Annotated in this window: 17 protein-coding genes; 5 read left to right on the top strand and 12 right to left on the bottom strand. The window is 43.8% G+C overall.

All coding sequences use genetic code 11. From position 1 onward, the window contains the following. Positions 1-209: 209 nt before the first annotated feature. The 5 genes from leuC (at position 210) to J5X94_RS02915 (ending at position 6094) form a co-directional block, all read left to right on the top strand. Positions 210-1628, top strand: a complete 1419-nt coding sequence (gene leuC, locus J5X94_RS02935) for a 3-isopropylmalate dehydratase large subunit (RefSeq protein WP_210539934.1) — start codon at positions 210-212, stop codon at positions 1626-1628. Between the two features lie 42 nt (positions 1629-1670). Further along, complete coding sequence (leuD, locus tag J5X94_RS02930; RefSeq protein WP_210539932.1) at positions 1671-2321, top strand: 3-isopropylmalate dehydratase small subunit; 651 nt, start codon at positions 1671-1673, stop codon at positions 2319-2321. A 126-nt stretch (positions 2322-2447) separates the two neighbouring features. Beyond that, positions 2448-3164, top strand: coding sequence for a hypothetical protein (locus tag J5X94_RS02925; protein ID WP_210539930.1), 717 nt, complete (start codon positions 2448-2450; stop codon positions 3162-3164). 180 nt (positions 3165-3344) lie between these two features. Beyond that, positions 3345-4448: a 3-isopropylmalate dehydrogenase gene (leuB, locus tag J5X94_RS02920; RefSeq protein ID WP_189581070.1), complete on the top strand. Its 1104-nt coding sequence runs from the start codon at positions 3345-3347 to the stop codon at positions 4446-4448. Between the two features lie 395 nt (positions 4449-4843). Continuing rightward, positions 4844-6094, top strand: a complete 1251-nt coding sequence (locus tag J5X94_RS02915) for a L,D-transpeptidase family protein (protein ID WP_210539928.1) — start codon at positions 4844-4846, stop codon at positions 6092-6094. Between the two features lie 426 nt (positions 6095-6520). Here J5X94_RS02915 and infA read toward each other — a convergent pair whose 3' ends face one another. The 12 genes from infA to J5X94_RS02855 form a co-directional block, all read right to left on the bottom strand. Continuing rightward, a complete protein-coding gene (gene infA, locus J5X94_RS02910) occupies positions 6521-6742 on the bottom strand; it encodes a translation initiation factor IF-1 (protein WP_021814850.1) in 222 nt (73 codons plus the stop codon). Positions 6743-6863: 121 nt separating this feature from the next. After that, a complete protein-coding gene (gene truA, locus J5X94_RS02905) occupies positions 6864-7703 on the bottom strand; it encodes a tRNA pseudouridine(38-40) synthase TruA (RefSeq protein WP_210539926.1) in 840 nt (279 codons plus the stop codon). Between the two features lie 44 nt (positions 7704-7747). Then, positions 7748-8833, bottom strand: coding sequence for an asparaginase (locus J5X94_RS02900; protein ID WP_228293119.1), 1086 nt, complete (start codon positions 8831-8833; stop codon positions 7748-7750). 176 nt (positions 8834-9009) lie between these two features. Further along, on the bottom strand, positions 9010-10680 hold the full coding sequence (locus J5X94_RS02895) for a FimV/HubP family polar landmark protein (protein WP_210539922.1): 1671 nt from the start codon (positions 10678-10680) through the stop codon (positions 9010-9012). 57 nt (positions 10681-10737) lie between these two features. Then, on the bottom strand, positions 10738-12504 hold the full coding sequence (locus tag J5X94_RS02890; protein ID WP_210539920.1) for a FimV family protein: 1767 nt from the start codon (positions 12502-12504) through the stop codon (positions 10738-10740). A 147-nt stretch (positions 12505-12651) separates the two neighbouring features. Next, complete coding sequence (queA, locus tag J5X94_RS02885) at positions 12652-13857, bottom strand: tRNA preQ1(34) S-adenosylmethionine ribosyltransferase-isomerase QueA (protein ID WP_210539918.1); 1206 nt, start codon at positions 13855-13857, stop codon at positions 12652-12654. Positions 13858-14035: 178 nt separating this feature from the next. Beyond that, positions 14036-15121 (bottom strand): DNA polymerase IV, encoded by a 1086-nt coding sequence (gene dinB, locus J5X94_RS02880; RefSeq protein ID WP_210539916.1) that lies wholly within the window; start codon positions 15119-15121, stop codon positions 14036-14038. A gap of 366 nt (positions 15122-15487) precedes the next feature. Then, positions 15488-15706 carry a helix-turn-helix transcriptional regulator gene (locus J5X94_RS02875; protein WP_210539913.1) on the bottom strand — a complete coding sequence of 73 codons (219 nt, stop codon included), beginning with the start codon at positions 15704-15706 and terminating at the stop codon, positions 15488-15490. A gap of 11 nt (positions 15707-15717) precedes the next feature. Beyond that, positions 15718-15942, bottom strand: a complete 225-nt coding sequence (locus J5X94_RS02870; RefSeq protein WP_210539911.1) for a hypothetical protein — start codon at positions 15940-15942, stop codon at positions 15718-15720. Continuing rightward, on the bottom strand, positions 15939-16526 hold the full coding sequence (locus J5X94_RS02865) for a hypothetical protein (protein WP_210539909.1): 588 nt from the start codon (positions 16524-16526) through the stop codon (positions 15939-15941). Before J5X94_RS02865 ends, J5X94_RS02870 begins: the two co-directional genes overlap by 4 nt. An 11-nt stretch (positions 16527-16537) precedes the next feature. Beyond that, the gene (locus J5X94_RS02860; protein ID WP_210539908.1) at positions 16538-16858 is read right to left on the bottom strand and encodes a hypothetical protein; all 321 of its coding nucleotides are present in this window, start codon (positions 16856-16858) and stop codon (positions 16538-16540) included. Positions 16859-16862: 4 nt separating this feature from the next. Further along, positions 16863-17087 (bottom strand): hypothetical protein, encoded by a 225-nt coding sequence (locus J5X94_RS02855; RefSeq protein WP_210539906.1) that lies wholly within the window; start codon positions 17085-17087, stop codon positions 16863-16865. Positions 17088-17231 lie beyond the last annotated feature (144 nt).

The raw sequence follows: 17231 nt of genomic DNA, 5'->3' as shown, positions 1-17231 counted from the left end.
AATTTAATAAGTATGATCTATGAAAAATATTTTTGATAAATAGTAAGTTTATTATGAAAGGCGTCAGTAACATAACGCCACTTTATAAATAAAATGCATGTCTTTAAATAAAAGTGTCAATTATATAAAAATTTCAATAAAAACCTCGCTTGCTGTTGTGTGAGCGGGTAAATAGATTCAGTGATTAGTAACTAATAAAGGATAGCAACATGGCCGGTCAAACGTTATATGACAAACTTTGGAATGCTCACGAAGTCACCAAGCGTGATGATGGTTCGAGCCTGATTTATATCGACCGCCATCTACTGCATGAAGTAACAAGTCCACAAGCCTTTGAAGGTCTGGATCTGGCCAATAGAGCGCCATGGCGTCTGTCGGCTAACATCGCTAGCCCTGATCACAATGTGCCAACGGTGACCAAGGAGCGTTTAGAAGGCGTCGCAGGTATTAAGGATAAAGTGTCGCGTTTACAAGTACTCACCTTAGATGACAATTGCACTAAGTTTGATATTGCTGAATTTACCATCAATGATGCCCGTCAAGGTATCTTACATGTGGTTGGTCCTGAGCAAGGTTTGGTATTACCTGGTATGACCGTGGTTTGTGGTGATTCGCATACTGCAACCCACGGTGCACTTGGCTGTTTGGCGCATGGTATCGGCACATCAGAAGTCGAGCATGTGTTGGCAACGCAGTGTTTGATTCAAAAGAAATCAAAAAACATGCAAATTCTTGTCACGGGTAAGCTTGGCGCTGGCGTGACCTCAAAAGATGTGGTACTTGCTATTATTGCCAAAATTGGTACCGCTGGCGGGACAGGGCATGCCATTGAATTTGCAGGGCAAGTCTTTGAAGACATGAGTATGGAAGGTCGCATGACCGTCTGTAACATGGCCATCGAAGCGGGTGCTCGCGTTGGTATGGTCGCGGTCGATGGCACGACCATTGATTACGTCAAAGGCCGTCCTTATGCGCCAACCACTGAGCAGTGGGAGCAAGCGGAAGCTTACTGGCGTACCTTGTATTCAGATGATGACGCAGTATTTGATACGGTGGTTGAGCTGGATGGTAGTCAAATAGCACCACAAGTCTCTTGGGGAACCTCTCCTGAAATGGTTGTTGATATTACACAGTCAGTACCGACGCCTGATCAAGCCGCTGATGAAGCGCAAGAAGAAGGTTGGTTACGTGCTTATACCTATATGGGTTTAGATGCTGGCCAAAAAATCACTGACATCCAGCTTGATCGTATCTTTATTGGTTCGTGTACCAACTCGCGTATCGAAGATTTGCGCGATGCCGCCGCCGTGATTAAAGGTCGTAAAGTCGCGGACAATATTAAAGAAGCCATCGTTGTGGCAGGTTCTGGCCAAGTGAAGTTGCAGGCTGAAGCAGAAGGCTTGGATGCTCTGTTTACTGAGGCCGGTTTTGAATGGCGCGAGCCGGGTTGCTCGATGTGCCTTGCTATGAATGCCGATAAACTTGAGCCACAAGAGCATTGCGCTTCAACCTCTAACCGTAACTTCGAAGGTCGTCAGGGCAATGGTGGTCGTACGCATTTGGTCAGTCCAGCAATGGCAGCCGCCGCCGCATTGGCAGGACACTTTGTGGATGTGCGCACGTTTTAAGACTGATACGCATCAATAAAAATATAATTGACAGGAATTATTATGCAAGCTTATAACACCCAAACAGGTATCGTTTGCCCACTCGATCGCGCAAACGTCGATACCGACCAAATCATTGCAAAGCAGTTTTTAAAGTCTATTAAACGTACAGGCTTCGGTGTCAATCTATTTGATGATTGGCGCTATCTAGACGAAGGCTATCCGGGTCAAGACAATAGCACGCGAGTGATTAACCCAGACTTTGTATTGAATAAGCCACGTTACCAAGGCGCGACTATCTTACTGGCACGCCGCAACTTTGGTTGTGGTTCTAGTCGTGAGCATGCACCGTGGGCATTGTCAGAATACGGCTTTCGTACGGTGATCGCGCCAAGCTTTGCTGATATTTTTTATAACAACTGTTTTAAAAATGGCATGCTACCAATTGTCTTGGACGAGGCAATTGTAGATACCCTAATGAAAGATACGCTTGCTAACGAAGGCTATGAGCTAACCGCCGATCTTGAGCGCCAAGTGGTCATTACTTCAACTGGGGAAGAGTATCCTTTCGAAGTCGATGAATTTCGCAAACATTGCTTGCTAAATGGGTTGGATGATATCGGCTTAACGCTACAGCAAAGTGATGCTATCAAAGACTACGAGCATCAAATGATGCAAAAAACGCCTTGGATATTTAATCAAGTACGCGCGTAGAGAGTAACTCATAGACCAGTGGCTATAAAAAACCGATGAACAATAGTAACGCAGCGTTGAGTTATCGTGATGAACTGGCTAGAATGAAGGGTAACTTATCTTCCATATTAAATAGTAGCCGTCATTATGAATAAACAACGTTATGCTGTCTGGACAAGTATGGCTGTCGCTGTAAGCTTATTGTTAACAGGCTGTCAGTCATTGACGGGCTATAAACAAATAGACAAGGCAGATAGTGCCAAGGTACGAGTGGGGAACATCCAACCCGTCGAGGGTGAGGTGAATATTTCTTGCATAGGCACCTACCACTGCGAAATTGTGCAGATAGATAAAACCTTAGTGATTGCACCGGATACCCACGAGCCGGTGAGTCCTGACATGCTGGTTATCATGCCTATGAATAAAATCGATCAGCGGGCACGAGCACAGATGAACATCGACATGACGCCACTTTCTAATGAAAGTGCTGTCAAAATCGTTCCGTTATCTGCTTCTGGTATGCCAGGACTGACCAATTACTACGCGCGGGTTAAACCTGCAAAACGCGAAGTACAGGTAAATTTCTATCCAGAAAACAACGTCGGCTATGTTGAACGTTTTGCGATTATTCATGATTTCGTCGAGCCAGGCACTTATCAGTTACATGCTTATCAAAAAAAATCTAGCGACAACTCAGGGAGCTTATTAGACACGGCATCGCCTGAGCCTTTATGCATTGAGCTATCGCAAGACAGTAGTTTGCAGCGGCGCTTTTGTAAACAGCTGGGCGCTGAGCATCAAGGGGAATTTGTAGAGACCAGTATTATTGAGAAAAAGACCACTCCATTAAAAGCCGTGGCTTGATATCTAGACTCTCAATTGGATGGTTCTACAAAACCTAGCTTAATTAAAGACAACAACCTCTTCTGTGATGGCTATCATTATTGATGGTGGTCTATTATCGATAGTGGTGGTCTTATAGAAGACGGTAATACAGCGCTAGCAGTACCTATTATAAAAACTTACTTACCCAAAAGGATCAGTATGGCAACGATTTTAACATTAGCGGGCGATGGTATTGGCCCTGAGATCATGACTCAAGCTGTTGATGTGCTCGAAGCGATTAATAAGAAATTTTCGTTAGGTTTGACCCTTGAATCTGGGTTAATCGGTGGGGTGGCAGTCGATGCAACGGGTGAGCCTTTACCAGATGAGACACTAGCGCGTGCGCGTGCTGCTGATGCCGTATTACTAGGTGCAGTTGGTGGACCTAAATGGGATGGTATCGAGCGTAGCAAACGCCCTGAGCGTGGTCTGCTTAAAATCCGCAGTGAGCTGGGTTTGTTTGCCAATCTACGTGTGGCAAAGCTGTATCCGCAGCTTGTCAATGCCTCTAGTATCAAGCCTGAGATTATCTCAGGTCTTGATTTACTGATTGTCCGTGAATTGACGGGCGGTATTTATTTCGGTGAGCCACGCGGTATCCGCACATTGGAAAACGGCGAGCAACAAGGCTATAACACCATGGTGTATAGCACCAGTGAGATTCAGCGTATCGGTAAGGTCGCCTTTGAATTGGCGCAAACACGCGCACAGGCAGCAGGTACGCCAGCCAAAGTTTGCTCGGTAGATAAAGCCAATGTCCTAGAAGTCACTGAACTGTGGAAGCAGACAATGATTGAGATGCAGCAAGCGGACTATAGCGATGTGGCGTTATCGCACATGTATGCTGACAATGCTTGTATGCAGCTGATCAAAAATCCTAAACAGTTTGATGTCATGGTGACGGGTAACATGTTCGGCGATATCTTGTCTGATGAAGCTGCTATGTTGACAGGCTCTATCGGGATGCTACCGTCTGCCAGTCTTGATGCCGCTGGCAAAGGTATGTATGAGCCATGTCATGGTTCCGCCCCTGATATTGCTGGTCAAGACAAAGCCAATCCATTAGCTACGATTCTTTCTGTCGCGATGATGCTACGCTATACCTTTAAGCAAGAACAAGCTGCCCAAGCGATTGAGCAGGCAGTCAGTGATGTTCTTGATGATGGTTTGCGCACCCTTGATATTCTAGATGCCAGTGAAGCCGCCTTAAAACAAGTAGGCTGCAAAGAAATGGGGCAAGCGGTGTTGGCTAAATTGGTGTAAAAACCCACGCTAATAGCTGCTAAGGTTTCCACTATATTTTAGCTGTCTTATTTCGATATCAACTCCCATAAATTGCTGAGCAGTTTATGGGTTTTTTATGCGCCAAGGATTTAGCTGGACTTAAAAAAGTGCCGAAAAATACATTAATAATTTTAGTCAAATGGACGTCGTATTAACACAGACACCGCAGGATAAGGCGCTTAGTAACACAAAACTGTTATATGCTCACAAGGGAATATGGCAATATAAACAACTTATCAGCAAGCAGTAATAACCTTTATTCATGCAAAGACTGCTCATAAAGAATTAAAACGATAGAGATCAATAGTAGATTAGAGCAATAAAACTTGATAAAGAAATTTTGATAAGACAAATAATAATTTTAGGAGTACCACATGTATCAACTGACAAAAATAAGCACTGCGTTATTGGCGATCGGTTTATCAACCACTATTTTCATAGGTCAAAGCGTGGCAGCAACCACTGAAAATATGACAGCGACCGATGAAAGCACGCCATCAAGTACCAGTAATAATGTTGTTAACACTAGCGATAGCACTAACAGCACTATTGCTAATGAATCTGCTACTAATAAGTCTGCTACCAATACACCTGCCATGGAAGCGACTAGTAGTACAGTGAAAGATAAGTCCACTGACATGAGTCCAGTGACCAATGGCGTTAGTCAAAAGCTGACAGGCAAGAGTAAAACTACCGTATCACTGAATAAATTTTTACCCACCATTAAATATAGCACAGAAAATTTACCAGAGATTGCTCAAAAAGTGAATAGCGCCAATTGGCAGGCGGGGATGAATATTAATCGCAATACTGGCACCAAGCTACAAGCATTATTAAATTGGCAGCATAGTGGCGTGGGTCCTGTTGACGGCTATTGGGGCAAAAATACCCGCAAAGCCATGCAAGCATTTCAAAAAGCCAATGGCTTGACGGTCACAGAAACGTTGAATACAGAAACGTGGCAAGCATTGACTAAAAACGACAAGCTGATGGCGCAACCAGTATTGGTGAGCTATCAGCTGACTGAGGCGGACGTTAATATTAAAACCACCACTATCCCAGCAGGGGCAAAAGAAAAAGCCAAGCTCGAGGGGATGTATTACGAAAGTGTGACCGAAGGGCTGGCAGAAAAATTTCATATTAGTGAAAAGTATCTAAAATCGCTCAATCCCACTGCCAGTTTTAGCGTAGGCGAAACCATCACCGTCTACAATCCTGGTAACCCTAATACCAAGCCTGTCAGCCGCGTGGTCGCTGATAGAGTGACCGAAACCCTCTATGCTTATGATGCCCAGGACAATTTGGTTGCCAGCTATCCAACCACTGTAGGTAGCACGGCGACACCATCGCCAACAGGCACGCACACCGTAGAAGTAAAAGTGCATGAGCCCAATTATACCTATACTGCCGATGACGGCAGTAAGGCGATTATTCCTCCCGGTCCTAATAATCCTGTGGGAATGGTATGGATTGGGCTAAGCAAACCCTCGTATGGTATTCATGGTTCGCCAGATCCTGCTCGTATCAGTCGCCAAGCCTCAGCAGGTTGTGTCCGTTTGACTAACTGGGATGCGTTAGCGCTGTTAGGCGTCATTCAAAATGGCGCGACAGTAGAGTTTAAGTAACGTTTCAGTATTAGGGCGTGTCCTCAATTCAAGCGATTGTATCTAAATGGGCTAAAAATGGCTAAAAATGGCTAAAAATGGCTAAATTTTGCCAAACATCGTCAAATAGCTGATTAATATCCCGATATTATTTGCACTATTTTCCTCGTTTGACGGCAATTTATCTCATTTTTATGACCATTTTTAAAATGAGGACACGCCCTAGCAAATCTTAAAAACCAGACAAAAAAATACCGCTGTTAAATAGCGGTATTTTTTATGGCAAAACCAGCAACTAGAATATGATAGGCAATAATGAGTAGGTTAGCAGTGTCATTATTATTATCAGTTAAACCACTCAAGAATTTATATTAGCCAAAACCGTTTATTCGTAAATGACAGGTTTCGATACAAACGCTGTTATAACCATTCTAGTTGATAATAATATTAGTTTTTGCCGCGATAAGTAATGCGACCTTTAGACAAATCATAAGGTGTCATTTCGACCTTAACTTTATCACCAGTCAAGATACGAATGTAATGCTTACGCATCTTACCTGAGATGTGCGCAATGATCTCGTGTCCGTTTTCTAAACGAACTTTAAACAATGTATTTGGAAGGGTATCAATAACTTCGCCTTCAAATTCAATAATATCGTCTTTTGCCATAATTTGTATCAATCAATTAAAAATAAGCCGACATTATACGTAAGTTTGCTGATTAAAGCAATACAGCCATAGGTTTTTACTTGACAGCTTGTAACCGTTATGTATACCAGCTTATATCAATCTAGTCAGGTAAATTCAACCAAATGGGTGTCAGAGGGGCATCCGGTAATAACTGCTGGAAGCGTTCAGGATAGTAGGCGTTAATGAAATACAAACCATCTCCAGAGGCGGTAGGCGGTGCAATCGTACGGTCTTTTTTGGCTAAAATGCGTAAAAAATCTGCCGGTTCTAGATGGTGCTTGCCGATGGCATATAAGGTGCCCATCAAGTTACGTACCATGTGGTGCAAAAATCCATCTGCTTGGATGTCAAAAACGATAAACTGGCCATGAGCAAATAATTTAGCATGACTGACGTTACGTATCGGCTGATTAGACTGACAAGCGGCAGCGCGGTAGCTACTAAAATCATGAATACCAACGATTTCGGCAGCAGCCAATTGCATCGCTGCCAAATCAAGTGGCTCATAGATGTGCGTTACTTGATGATTCAAAATAGCGGGGCGCTGTGCTTGATTAAGAGTAATATAACGATAGCGGCGAGCAATGGCGCCAAAGCGCGCATGGAAGTCCGCTGGCATCGGTTGAATCCAGCGCAGGGCGATGTCATCGGGCAGCAGACTATTGACACCGCGCAACCAATTGTTTGAAGGTCGATGAGCGCGGGTAGTAAAATGGGCAATCATATTGCTGGCATGCACGCTGGCATCGGTACGACCAGCGGCGATTACTTCTACCGGTTCGTTGGCAACCTTACCGATGGCAGTCTCTAGCGCTTGTTGGACGCCGAGCACTTCTCGTTGACGTTGCCAACCGTGGTAATGAGTGCCCAAAAATTCAACCGCAATCGCTAAGGTATAAAAGGGTGAATCGTCAGACGCTATATGCTTAATCTCAGTCATGGTATGTTCAGAATGTATACAGTTGAGTAGGAGGTAGTGGTCAGTTAGCGTTTTTTGATGGTCGTACCAGCTTGAGTGACATTATTTAACCAGCGCTGTCGACGTCTGGCAGGACTGTCATAACGCAGTAATAGCCATAATAGGCGAGCGTAAATAGCGGGAATCGTTAAGCGCCCACCGGCTATCACATGATAGTCATACTGCCAACTACCAGCAGCGTAACTGTCACTCACTCCGCCAAAAGGCGATTGGCTGGCACATATCACCATATGTCCATGCTCATAAGCAAGTTGTAGAGCTGCTGCTAATGCGTCTGAATAAGGAACATTGCCTGCACCAAACCCCAATAGCATAATGCCAGAGGGTGGCTGCGACAATAATGCTTGTAGCTGATTGCTCATCACCTCAGTGTCATTAGGTAAACAGTATAAAGCATGGATGCGTACTTGCTCAGCGCGACTTTGAATAGCATCAATTATATCGTACTGGTCATCCAGCCAATGCTGCCGTCGTGTATCTGGTAACGTTCTGATATAGCTATTGGCCGGATAAGCCGCTCGAGAATGTCCAGTAAATGCCATCAGATCGTGACTGTGTATCTTTTGCACCGTTTGTGCTGGCCATGACTCGCCACTAAAGCAGATCTTAACACCAGATTCACCAGCTGCTGCCAGTTTTAAGGCGTCAGTCAGATTGTCCCACGCGTCACTGTTCGCATCGACGCTATAGTTATGCAACACCTCACTGTCTAGTAACGGACGCATGCTACCGGTTACGACGACACAAATATCACTGCCCGCAAAAGCTTCCGCTAAAAACGCCCCTAAGTAACTTAAAGTGTCAGTACCAGTGATTAATACAAAGCGTCTGTCACCTTGTGCATAAGCGTTCATCAGGAGCGTGTAGAAATGTATAAAGTCGCTGGGCGTGAGCTGGCTGCTGTCTTTAATTAGGGTATTGTCGAGCCATGAAATCTGAGGTAGATTGCCCGAACTATCTTGCTCAACTAGCAGCTGTTGTAATGTGGGTAAAAATATTTCTGCTGATAAAGGCGCTAAGGGTCGTCCGTAGCTACCAAAAGTGCCACCAGCATAAATGAGTTGAATGGGGTCGGATAAGTTTTTTGTCATAGCAGGTGATGGCATAATATTGGCACAGTCAAGGGAGGCAAAAAAAGAGACGAGAGAGCTTGGTAATGATAGGTAGTATGATGATAGATAGTATAAGGGCTAAATGCAAAAAAAATCAGCAAGTATTTATTCTAAATGATTAGAGGATACTTGCTGATACGAGATGAGGTTATTGACTATGCAGTGCGGTCAAGTAGCATTTGAGCTTGTTGCTGCTGCTCGCTATTACCTTGAGTCATGACTTCGTTTAACAAACGTTTGGCACTGTCATATTCACCCAATTGTAAATATTGACCAGCTAAGTCTAAAGTGACTTGATTGCTATCCAAGGTTTTAACAAAATCAAAGTCTGCGGCAAAACGTAAAGAGAAATCTTCTTTTGTTTCGACTTCATTGTAAGTAACAATCTCACTGTCCACTGTACTTACATCATACTCAGCATCGACTGGAGTCGTCGCCGTCGGTGCATCTGCTAGCGAGTCAAAATCAAAATCATCGTTTGCTAATGTATCTTCATCAAACGTCAATGGCGCAGTTGGTGCCATGCTTGACGCTTCAATGTGAGTATTTTCTAAAGCATTATTATCAAGTGGTTGATCTTTAAGGCTACTGTCTTCAAAGTCATTGCTTTCGAAATTATTGTTTTCAAAGCTGTCGTTTTCAAGATCATTGTCTTTAAAGTTGTTCTCTTCAAGGATAAAATCACCTAGATCATTATCTTCTGCAAGAGCAGGCTGTTCACTTTCTAAGACATTGTCTATAGCAACTGATTCATCAATATCGTCTAAAGACAATACAAAGTCGTCGTCACTATTCTGAGTCACATCTGTTGTAGTTTCGCCAGTCGCCTTGGCAGCATTTATATCCACACCAGCCTCTAAGTCTGAAAAATCTAAGACAAAGTCTTCATCTTCTAACATGATGTCTTGAGGCGCACTGTCAGTAGTGGAGCTGACAGAAGGTTCAGTAATATTATCCGTCTGCTCAGGCAAATCAAGGCCAAAATCAAAGTCGCTGATATCGTTGTCTTGAATGATAGGCGTAGTATCGCTAGCATCTAGAGTCAGATTTTCCTCTTCGACGATGTCGACCTGACTGACAGGCATAACGCTAGTAGCGGTTGGCTCGTCGCCATCATTTTCTAGGTCATTAAGTGTCAGGTCAAACGTGTCATCGACATTTTCAACAGTAGGATTGACATCATTAAAGTCATCAGACAGTCCTGATTTTTCAGTAGGTTCATCGATTAGAGGTGTGACCCTATCTTCAGCAATAACCGTATCTTGAACAGTCGGTGTATTGACGACTTGGCTGGCAGGTAAGTCAAAATCCAAACTTTCAAAGTCAGTATTTTGAGTATCTTTTGCCGCTACCGCATACTGTGCTGCTTGGTTTTGCTCTTCAGTGAGTAATGATTTTAGTTCATCGGCTTGTGCGATGCTTTTTGGGTCACTGTGATTTTTAATGTCATCATAGACGCGATAAAAGTCATCCGTTTGATTGGTAGTTGCGTATATACCTAAGAGCTTCAGCAATAACTGACTGTCATTGGGTTTTTCTATGAGACCACGACTGAGTGTTTCAATGGCTTTGTCATAGCGCTGTTGATTTATAAAGCGCTGCGCAACCGATAGGTTATCAAATTTGCCTTCGTTGTCAGCATTTTGCTGCGTAGGACTGCGCTGCTTGGCCCCAGATGTAGTCGCTGGGTTGCTGGCTGCCAAATTCTTGTCGGCCTGCACAGCCGTAGGTGCTGATAGCTTCTGCGCCTTGTTCTTGCGCATTACCAAGACGGCTATGATTAAAATAAGTACCAGTCCGGCGATGATATATAGCATATTGTCCATAGTTACTCCCACGCCTACGATCACTGTTGCAGCACACTGCGCTGATCAGTCAGGCAATTATTGATTGCGTAATTTTTTGAGACGAGCTTGAAGCTCCGCCAGTTTTTGGTTTTGTAATTGCAATTTACTAGTATAACCGTCAAGCATATTGTTGGTTTTTGACAGGCGCTGTGCTTGTGACGCAGCTCCTTGCCTAGAGGCTTTGAGCGTTGCTAAGGTCTCTGTACTGAGACCATTACCCGTGGCGGTTGCTGCTTTAGCATTATTGCCGTCGGCGTTGCCATTTTTATCAGTATTAGAACTAGGTGCGAGTACAGAAAAACGCGCTTTTGGTAATATCTGGGTTTTAGTGGCGGCTGGCTTTTCAGGGCTTTCAGAGTTTTGAGCTGCTTGAGTCGTCTCAGACGCTGCTTCAGTTGTCGTTTTAGCCGCTGGTTTTGGGGGTGCTGGTTTCTTGACGGTAGGGGTGTTTGCGCTCAGTCTATACTGTCTTTGAGCATTAATAGCCGCTTCCAAGTTTTGCTGTGATGGTACGACTTCATAATTGGGTAAGCTCAGCTTAGCATCCGCTTTTAGTTGATCTGCATCTTTATTGATAAAAGCATTCGGGTTTTGTGCCTGAATTTGTTTCATGACCGTTTGAACGTCTAGGTTGTTTTTTTGGGCAATTTGCTGGGCAATAACCCATAAGCTATCGTTGCGCTGTACTTGATAGTCAATAGACGTGCTAATAGCGCGATTAGTTGATGTGTTAATTGTAGCGGCAGTATTGCTGTTCACTGTAGGCGACATTGCGGCAACAGCGCTAGAGGGGATGCTGCTTTGTGCAGCAGTAGTAATAGCGCTATTAGAATCTGACTTTGCCATTGGTGCAGTGCTGGCAGCATTGTTATTCGGCATTGGCGATGCAGGAGCGTTGACCATGATGCCAGTACTGGTCTTATTGCTAGGCTGTATCTGTCTTGTGATTTGTATATTTAAAATATCGAACTGTTTGTCAGTGATTCCAGCAATTGTCTTATTATTATTTGCCGTTGTACTGTCAGCCATGCTTTTATTGATCATTACTTTGTTTTCGACAGGGTTGCTAGTTGCCTTGTCAACAGGACTGATATCTACAGCGCTAGCAGCCGTTGTCATGACGTTGTTGCTAGCATTCAAACGCCCATTATCCAAGCGACTTGGGGCATAGATAGGACGATTGCTCTGCGGTGCAGAGGTGGCTATTACTGGCAAGTTTGAGGTGACTGTCGCTGTCGCCGCTCTAGGTGTTGATATCAGTGGCGGCGGCGCACCTTTTCTAACCGTCAACGGTTTGGCGTTGGTAGCTGAAATGATAGGCAGATTGGGTTTCTTTGCACCGGTCACGATATTTTTAGAAGGTTTGTTAAATGGCTTAATAGGTATGCTGTCATCAAGAGGCATGAGCAATGTCTTGGGAATGACATTGCGTTGACCACCGTCATTAATGGCTAAGACCACATCGGCAAAAGGCTTAGAAACGGGCTGCGTGGTGTTGATCAAAACTTGCCCGCTGCTCGCTGATGTGGGTCTAAAACTCACCGTCATTGAGTCCGTTGGCGTAAGCCCCATTTGTTGATAAATAATAGGGTTCGCTAAGCTGGCGGAAAAGTCAGCGGCTTTAATGTCAGTCACTATTATACTTGCGGCTAAGGGCTCGTGCTGCGCAGAGGTTACGACAGTCTTACCGATCGTTGCTGCCTGCGCGCTAGACGATATAGCAATAGAGCCTATTGAATAAAGTAACGCTATCGACACCGCACAATTTACAGTAGTCAAGCGATGAGATAAATGACGAGACATGTGCAGCCCTTAGAGTGTGAGTTACTTGTGCTGTTATAACAAAATACGCTTTAGTTTACCAGTTTATTTCATAGACGTTACTTTTTAGTAGCTACTAAAAAGTAACGTTGACTAATAATGCCCAATAATGTTGCAACTTTAAAGGTATTACCTGATTTTTTTGTCAAGGAGCATCGCATCGCCATAGCTAAAAAAGCGATATTCAGCTTGGATAGCATGTTGATACGCCTGTTCGATAGCGGCCTTGCCTGCAAATGCTGATACGAGCATCAATAGGGTAGACTTGGGTAAGTGAAAGTTAGTCAATAAACGATCTATGACTCCAAATTTAAATCCAGGATAAATAAAGATATCGGTGTCGCCTGACCAGCTAGCAAGTGCTTTGCCGTCAGCCGCTGTTTTTTGATACGCTGTTTCTAGTACGCGCGTCACCGTCGTACCAATAGCGATGACTTGTTTGCCATTCGCATGGGTTTGATTGATAAGGTCGGCGGTCGGTTGCGGTAGATGCGCGTATTCGCTGTGCATGGTGTGGTTGAGCAAGTTATCTGTCTTTACAGGGGCAAAAGTACCCGCGCCAACGTGTAGCGTGACAAACGCTGTATTAATGCCTTTTGCCGCAAGTTTGCTTAACACACTCTCATCAAAATGCAGACTGGCTGTGGGTGCGGCAACGCTGGCAAGTTTGGCTGGATCATGAAAGACCGTTTGGTAACGGGTATTGTCCGTGGCATCGGCATGACGCTCAAAGTAGGGCGGAATGGGCAACTCACCATAAAGCTCTAAATGAGGCAAAATAGGCGCGTCAAACGCTAGGATAAATAAATTGTCTTGGCGACCAATCATCACGCAGCCCATATGACCATCCGCAAGCGCCAGTCGCTGACCAAGCTTGGGGGCTTTACTGGCTTTGACATGGCAAAGCGCGACATGTGCTCTCGTAACTGGCTGCTCATCTGTCGTCATTAAGTGCAGAGTCGTTATGTCCAAATCCGAGATATTAACCAAACGTTCAATCAATACTTCAACCTTGCCGCCGGTATCCTTTTGACCAAACAAGCGCGCTTTCATGACTTTGGTATCGTTAAATACGATCAAATCGCCTGCATTTAATAGATCAGGTAATTCAGCAAATAAACGATCTTTGGCTTGACTGATCTTATCACCATGATGGTCGGCAGGCAGATATAATAATTTTGAAGCGGAGCGTTCTGACAACGGGTAGCGAGCAATCAGAGTATCTGGTAGCTCATAATCGTAATCGTCTACGCTTAAATAGTCTAATATATCAGCGTTTGTATCAGTATGAATGGCGGTATTACTATCGGCAGCTACAGGGCGAGAGTCGGTCATAATCAGTCTTTGAATAGATAGGAATTTTGGCGTAATTGTAGCAGAAATGAGCATATGAAGGGATAGTTTGCGAAAGGATAAACTGGTATAAAAGCTATTTTAATTATTAAAATAGCCTAAGCATTTACTATAAACAATAGACAGCAGCTTACTGCTTTAACACTAGAAATTCATTAGGTTATTCAAAAAGGTTTAACTGTGGCAGTAATTGCGTGGCAGGAGTTAATGAAGAATAAGTAACCCCAACCAACCTAATAGGAAGGTCACGTGGAATGTCTAAAAATAGCTTATCAAGCCAATAATGAGCAGAGTTAGCATTGGAGAATGCCGTCGATAAGGTGTGTGAGCGCGTAATTTGAGTAAAATCTGCGTATTTTATTTTTAGGGTAATGGTATAAGCAATCAGCTGTTTTTTTTGCATTTGTCCAAACGCATCGTCATTTTGCTCGTAGATTTGGGCTCTTAGTGCGTCATCATCACTTAAATTGTCTCGGAATGTGGTCTCAGAACCCACAGATTTATGCGTGCGCTCAGATTTGACAGGGCGCTCATCACGACCATGAGCAATATCGTGATAAAACTGGCCGCGTTTGCCAAACTCCTGCACCAATACGGCGGCTGGTATGCGTCGAAGATCAGCACCATTGCTCACGCCCATCGCATGGAGGCGCGTAGCAGTTGCCTTACCAATACCGTGAAAACGCTCAATAGGTAGCGTACTGATAAACGCATCAGCATCGGCTGGGGTGATAATCGCTGTGCCATTCGGTTTGTTGATATCAGAAGCAATTTTGGCCAGCATCTTATTAAACGACACCCCAGCAGAGGCAGTTAATCTGGTCTGTTCTAAGATTTGCGCCCGTAGCCAATTGGCCATCAAAGTCGCAGAACCTTGCTGGAATTGCAAGCCAGTGACATCGAGATAAGCTTCATCTAGAGATAAGGGTTCAACATGCGGCGTCAAGCGGTGCATGATACTGCGGATATCACTGCTGACAGCACGGTAGACGTCAAAGCGTGGCCGCACAAACACCACGTCTGGACAGCGTTTGCGTGCCTCATAACAGGACATTGCAGACCGCACACCAAATTTACGCACTTCATAGCTCGCCGCTGCCACCACACCGCGACCATTTGGGTCGCCGCCCACTACCAAGGGCTTGCCGCGTAACTCAGGGAAGTCGCGCTGTTCAACACTGGCATAAAATGCATCCATGTCGATGTGAATAATCTTACGCGGGCTAGGGTTGATAGAAGCGGTCATGACCACTATTTTACCTGATTTTATGGTTCTTTTACTATTGATTGTTAGGTATATGAATGAGTTACAGCGATGTTTTTGAACCTATTCATGCAAAAGGAATAACGGCAATCAGCAACTTTTATTTGAAGGTTTTGAGCGTTAATGTGCTTTTATTAATGCAGCTGTTTGTATCGACCATATATCAGTAAAGAGCTGCTGCATGAGTTATTGTATAGGCATAAAAAAACCTCCGAATAGGGAGGCTTTTTTATTTTAAAAATGGTACCAGTGGTCGGACTCGAACATAACAGCTAAACCTTTGATTTAATTGACTTGTTATTTTAGTTAATGGTCAATTACTGTTAATTTTACTGTTATTAGTTAATGTCAGGCTGTTTCTGCTTCGTTTTCAGTCAATGGCTCTAGGTGCAAATCATGCACTTTTATTAGCCATGCGTCAAGCTCATGCTCAAACCAAAAAGACGAGCTACCATCTTTGTATTGCGCTGGAAAATTACCAGCCTTGATTTTCTCATAAATCGTTGACCTTGGCAAAGCTACCTTGTCAACCACTTGGTCAATTCGCAGTCGTCGTAAGTTAGTCATCTGTCATTCTCCTAGTAGTCGCCACTTTCAAAAAATATAACTTGCGGCTTATCAAGTCCTGTAATTTTCATTGCACCAAAATCCATCTGCGTTACCGATACATTTTCAACGCTCATACCTTTATCAAGCAGATACTCCATTGCAAAAACTAGAGCCTGATTTTTATTACCAGCCATCAACACAAAACCATGTGGTACCGGATAAAGCGGCTCGAACGCTACTTCATATATATTCACTTCGTCACCTCTCTTAATTCATGTTCAATAATGCTTAGCTGTGATACAAAAGAGTTGCCTGCGTATGACCTTGCCCATTCACTAAAACTATCCTCGTGTATCGAGTTAAATATCTTTCTCGCGTAAGGTTTAAGCGGATGATTATCATCGTATTGCTCAACCAGTAGCTCATCCGCATCATCATCAAAGCCATAACTGCTTATAAAATCTTGGTCAGCATCTTTCACGCTTTCCATAAAATCAATTGCACTTTGCTTATCAGTTGTCATGAAAACAGTGAAATAGCTATCACCGCAATCATAAGTTAGTTCAAACACCTTAGTAGGCGAGGGTTTAACATACGGCTGCATACTACGTTGATAATGCGCCCACGCCCAATCTCTGGCTTCTTTGGATGTGTCAAAATATGACATAAACTCAGACTTTTTATCAGGTCGGCTTAATCGCGTTTTCTTTAGCTCAAATTTTCCCGTCTTTAGCTCAGTAATTAAATATTCATGCAATGCACTATATGCAGTTACCGTTAACTCATCTAAGTCATTTAGGTCTATTTTTGACCACTTAACCGGCTGTAAATTATTCATCGTTTTGCTCCTTACCTACACGTTTTTATTTCAGCGTTTGGGTATTCCACACACGCTTCCAAATATGCTTTTGTAAACTCAATCAATCCGTCCAACGTGCCCCAACCATTGCTAGGGCTTAGCTTCAATAATTCGTCATACTCAAGATAAAATCGGCTTAATGCTACTCGCAGATTTTGTATATTGTCTTTTGCGTACTTGATGCCAGCTTCGTCAGCTCGCCATATGTGATCGTAAGCACCTACTTTGTCGGCTATTACGTTTAAGTTATGCGTGATATTTCGTGACCAAACGCACTCGCCATCTACAATCAAATCGATATCTAGTGACATAATCTCAGTCCTCTATTTTCGGCAGATTCACACTAGACCAAAAACTGCCTTCTTTCGGCTCAATGTAATCACCGCTGTCATTTGTTATACAGCCAATCGACTGTCTATAAGTTGTTGTAAAAACATGAAACGATGGAATAATCCCCATAATCTTGCAAGGCTCAGCAACCACGATTTCGGTATCGTCGGCTGACGGCTTGCTATCATTAAAGCTTGTCCAAGTAATCATTATAATTCTCCTCATTGATAAATAGATGACCTGTCTCGTAGGTCAATCGGCTTTGCCTCGACTGCGCTTTCAACGCACATGCTTTCACACGTGAGGAATTGTCAATCATTGCTGCTAGCGGTTGTTTGCCACCTTCTAGCTATA

It is taken from the genome of Psychrobacter sp. K31L (assembly GCF_017942195.1).
Classification (GTDB): domain Bacteria; phylum Pseudomonadota; class Gammaproteobacteria; order Pseudomonadales; family Moraxellaceae; genus Psychrobacter; species Psychrobacter glaciei.
The sequence above is the reverse complement of the archived record's forward strand: the minus strand, read 5'-3'. Positions and strand labels throughout refer to the sequence as shown.

Coding starts and splice junctions, on each gene's coding strand:
- leuC (WP_210539934.1), top strand. CDS start 210: ATGGCCGGTCAAACGTTATATGACAAACTTTGGAATGCTCACGAAGTC.
- leuD (WP_210539932.1), top strand. CDS start 1,671: ATGCAAGCTTATAACACCCAAACAGGTATCGTTTGCCCACTCGATCGC.
- J5X94_RS02925 (WP_210539930.1), top strand. CDS start 2,448: ATGAATAAACAACGTTATGCTGTCTGGACAAGTATGGCTGTCGCTGTA.
- leuB (WP_189581070.1), top strand. CDS start 3,345: ATGGCAACGATTTTAACATTAGCGGGCGATGGTATTGGCCCTGAGATC.
- J5X94_RS02915 (WP_210539928.1), top strand. CDS start 4,844: ATGTATCAACTGACAAAAATAAGCACTGCGTTATTGGCGATCGGTTTA.
- infA (WP_021814850.1), bottom strand. CDS start 6,742: ATGGCAAAAGACGATATTATTGAATTTGAAGGCGAAGTTATTGATACC.
- truA (WP_210539926.1), bottom strand. CDS start 7,703: ATGACTGAGATTAAGCATATAGCGTCTGACGATTCACCCTTTTATACC.
- J5X94_RS02900 (WP_228293119.1), bottom strand. CDS start 8,833: ATGACAAAAAACTTATCCGACCCCATTCAACTCATTTATGCTGGTGGC.
- J5X94_RS02895 (WP_210539922.1), bottom strand. CDS start 10,680: ATGGACAATATGCTATATATCATCGCCGGACTGGTACTTATTTTAATC.
- J5X94_RS02890 (WP_210539920.1), bottom strand. CDS start 12,504: ATGTCTCGTCATTTATCTCATCGCTTGACTACTGTAAATTGTGCGGTG.
- queA (WP_210539918.1), bottom strand. CDS start 13,857: ATGACCGACTCTCGCCCTGTAGCTGCCGATAGTAATACCGCCATTCAT.
- dinB (WP_210539916.1), bottom strand. CDS start 15,121: ATGACCGCTTCTATCAACCCTAGCCCGCGTAAGATTATTCACATCGAC.
- J5X94_RS02875 (WP_210539913.1), bottom strand. CDS start 15,706: ATGACTAACTTACGACGACTGCGAATTGACCAAGTGGTTGACAAGGTA.
- J5X94_RS02865 (WP_210539909.1), bottom strand. CDS start 16,526: ATGAATAATTTACAGCCGGTTAAGTGGTCAAAAATAGACCTAAATGAC.
- J5X94_RS02860 (WP_210539908.1), bottom strand. CDS start 16,858: ATGTCACTAGATATCGATTTGATTGTAGATGGCGAGTGCGTTTGGTCA.
- J5X94_RS02855 (WP_210539906.1), bottom strand. CDS start 17,087: ATGATTACTTGGACAAGCTTTAATGATAGCAAGCCGTCAGCCGACGAT.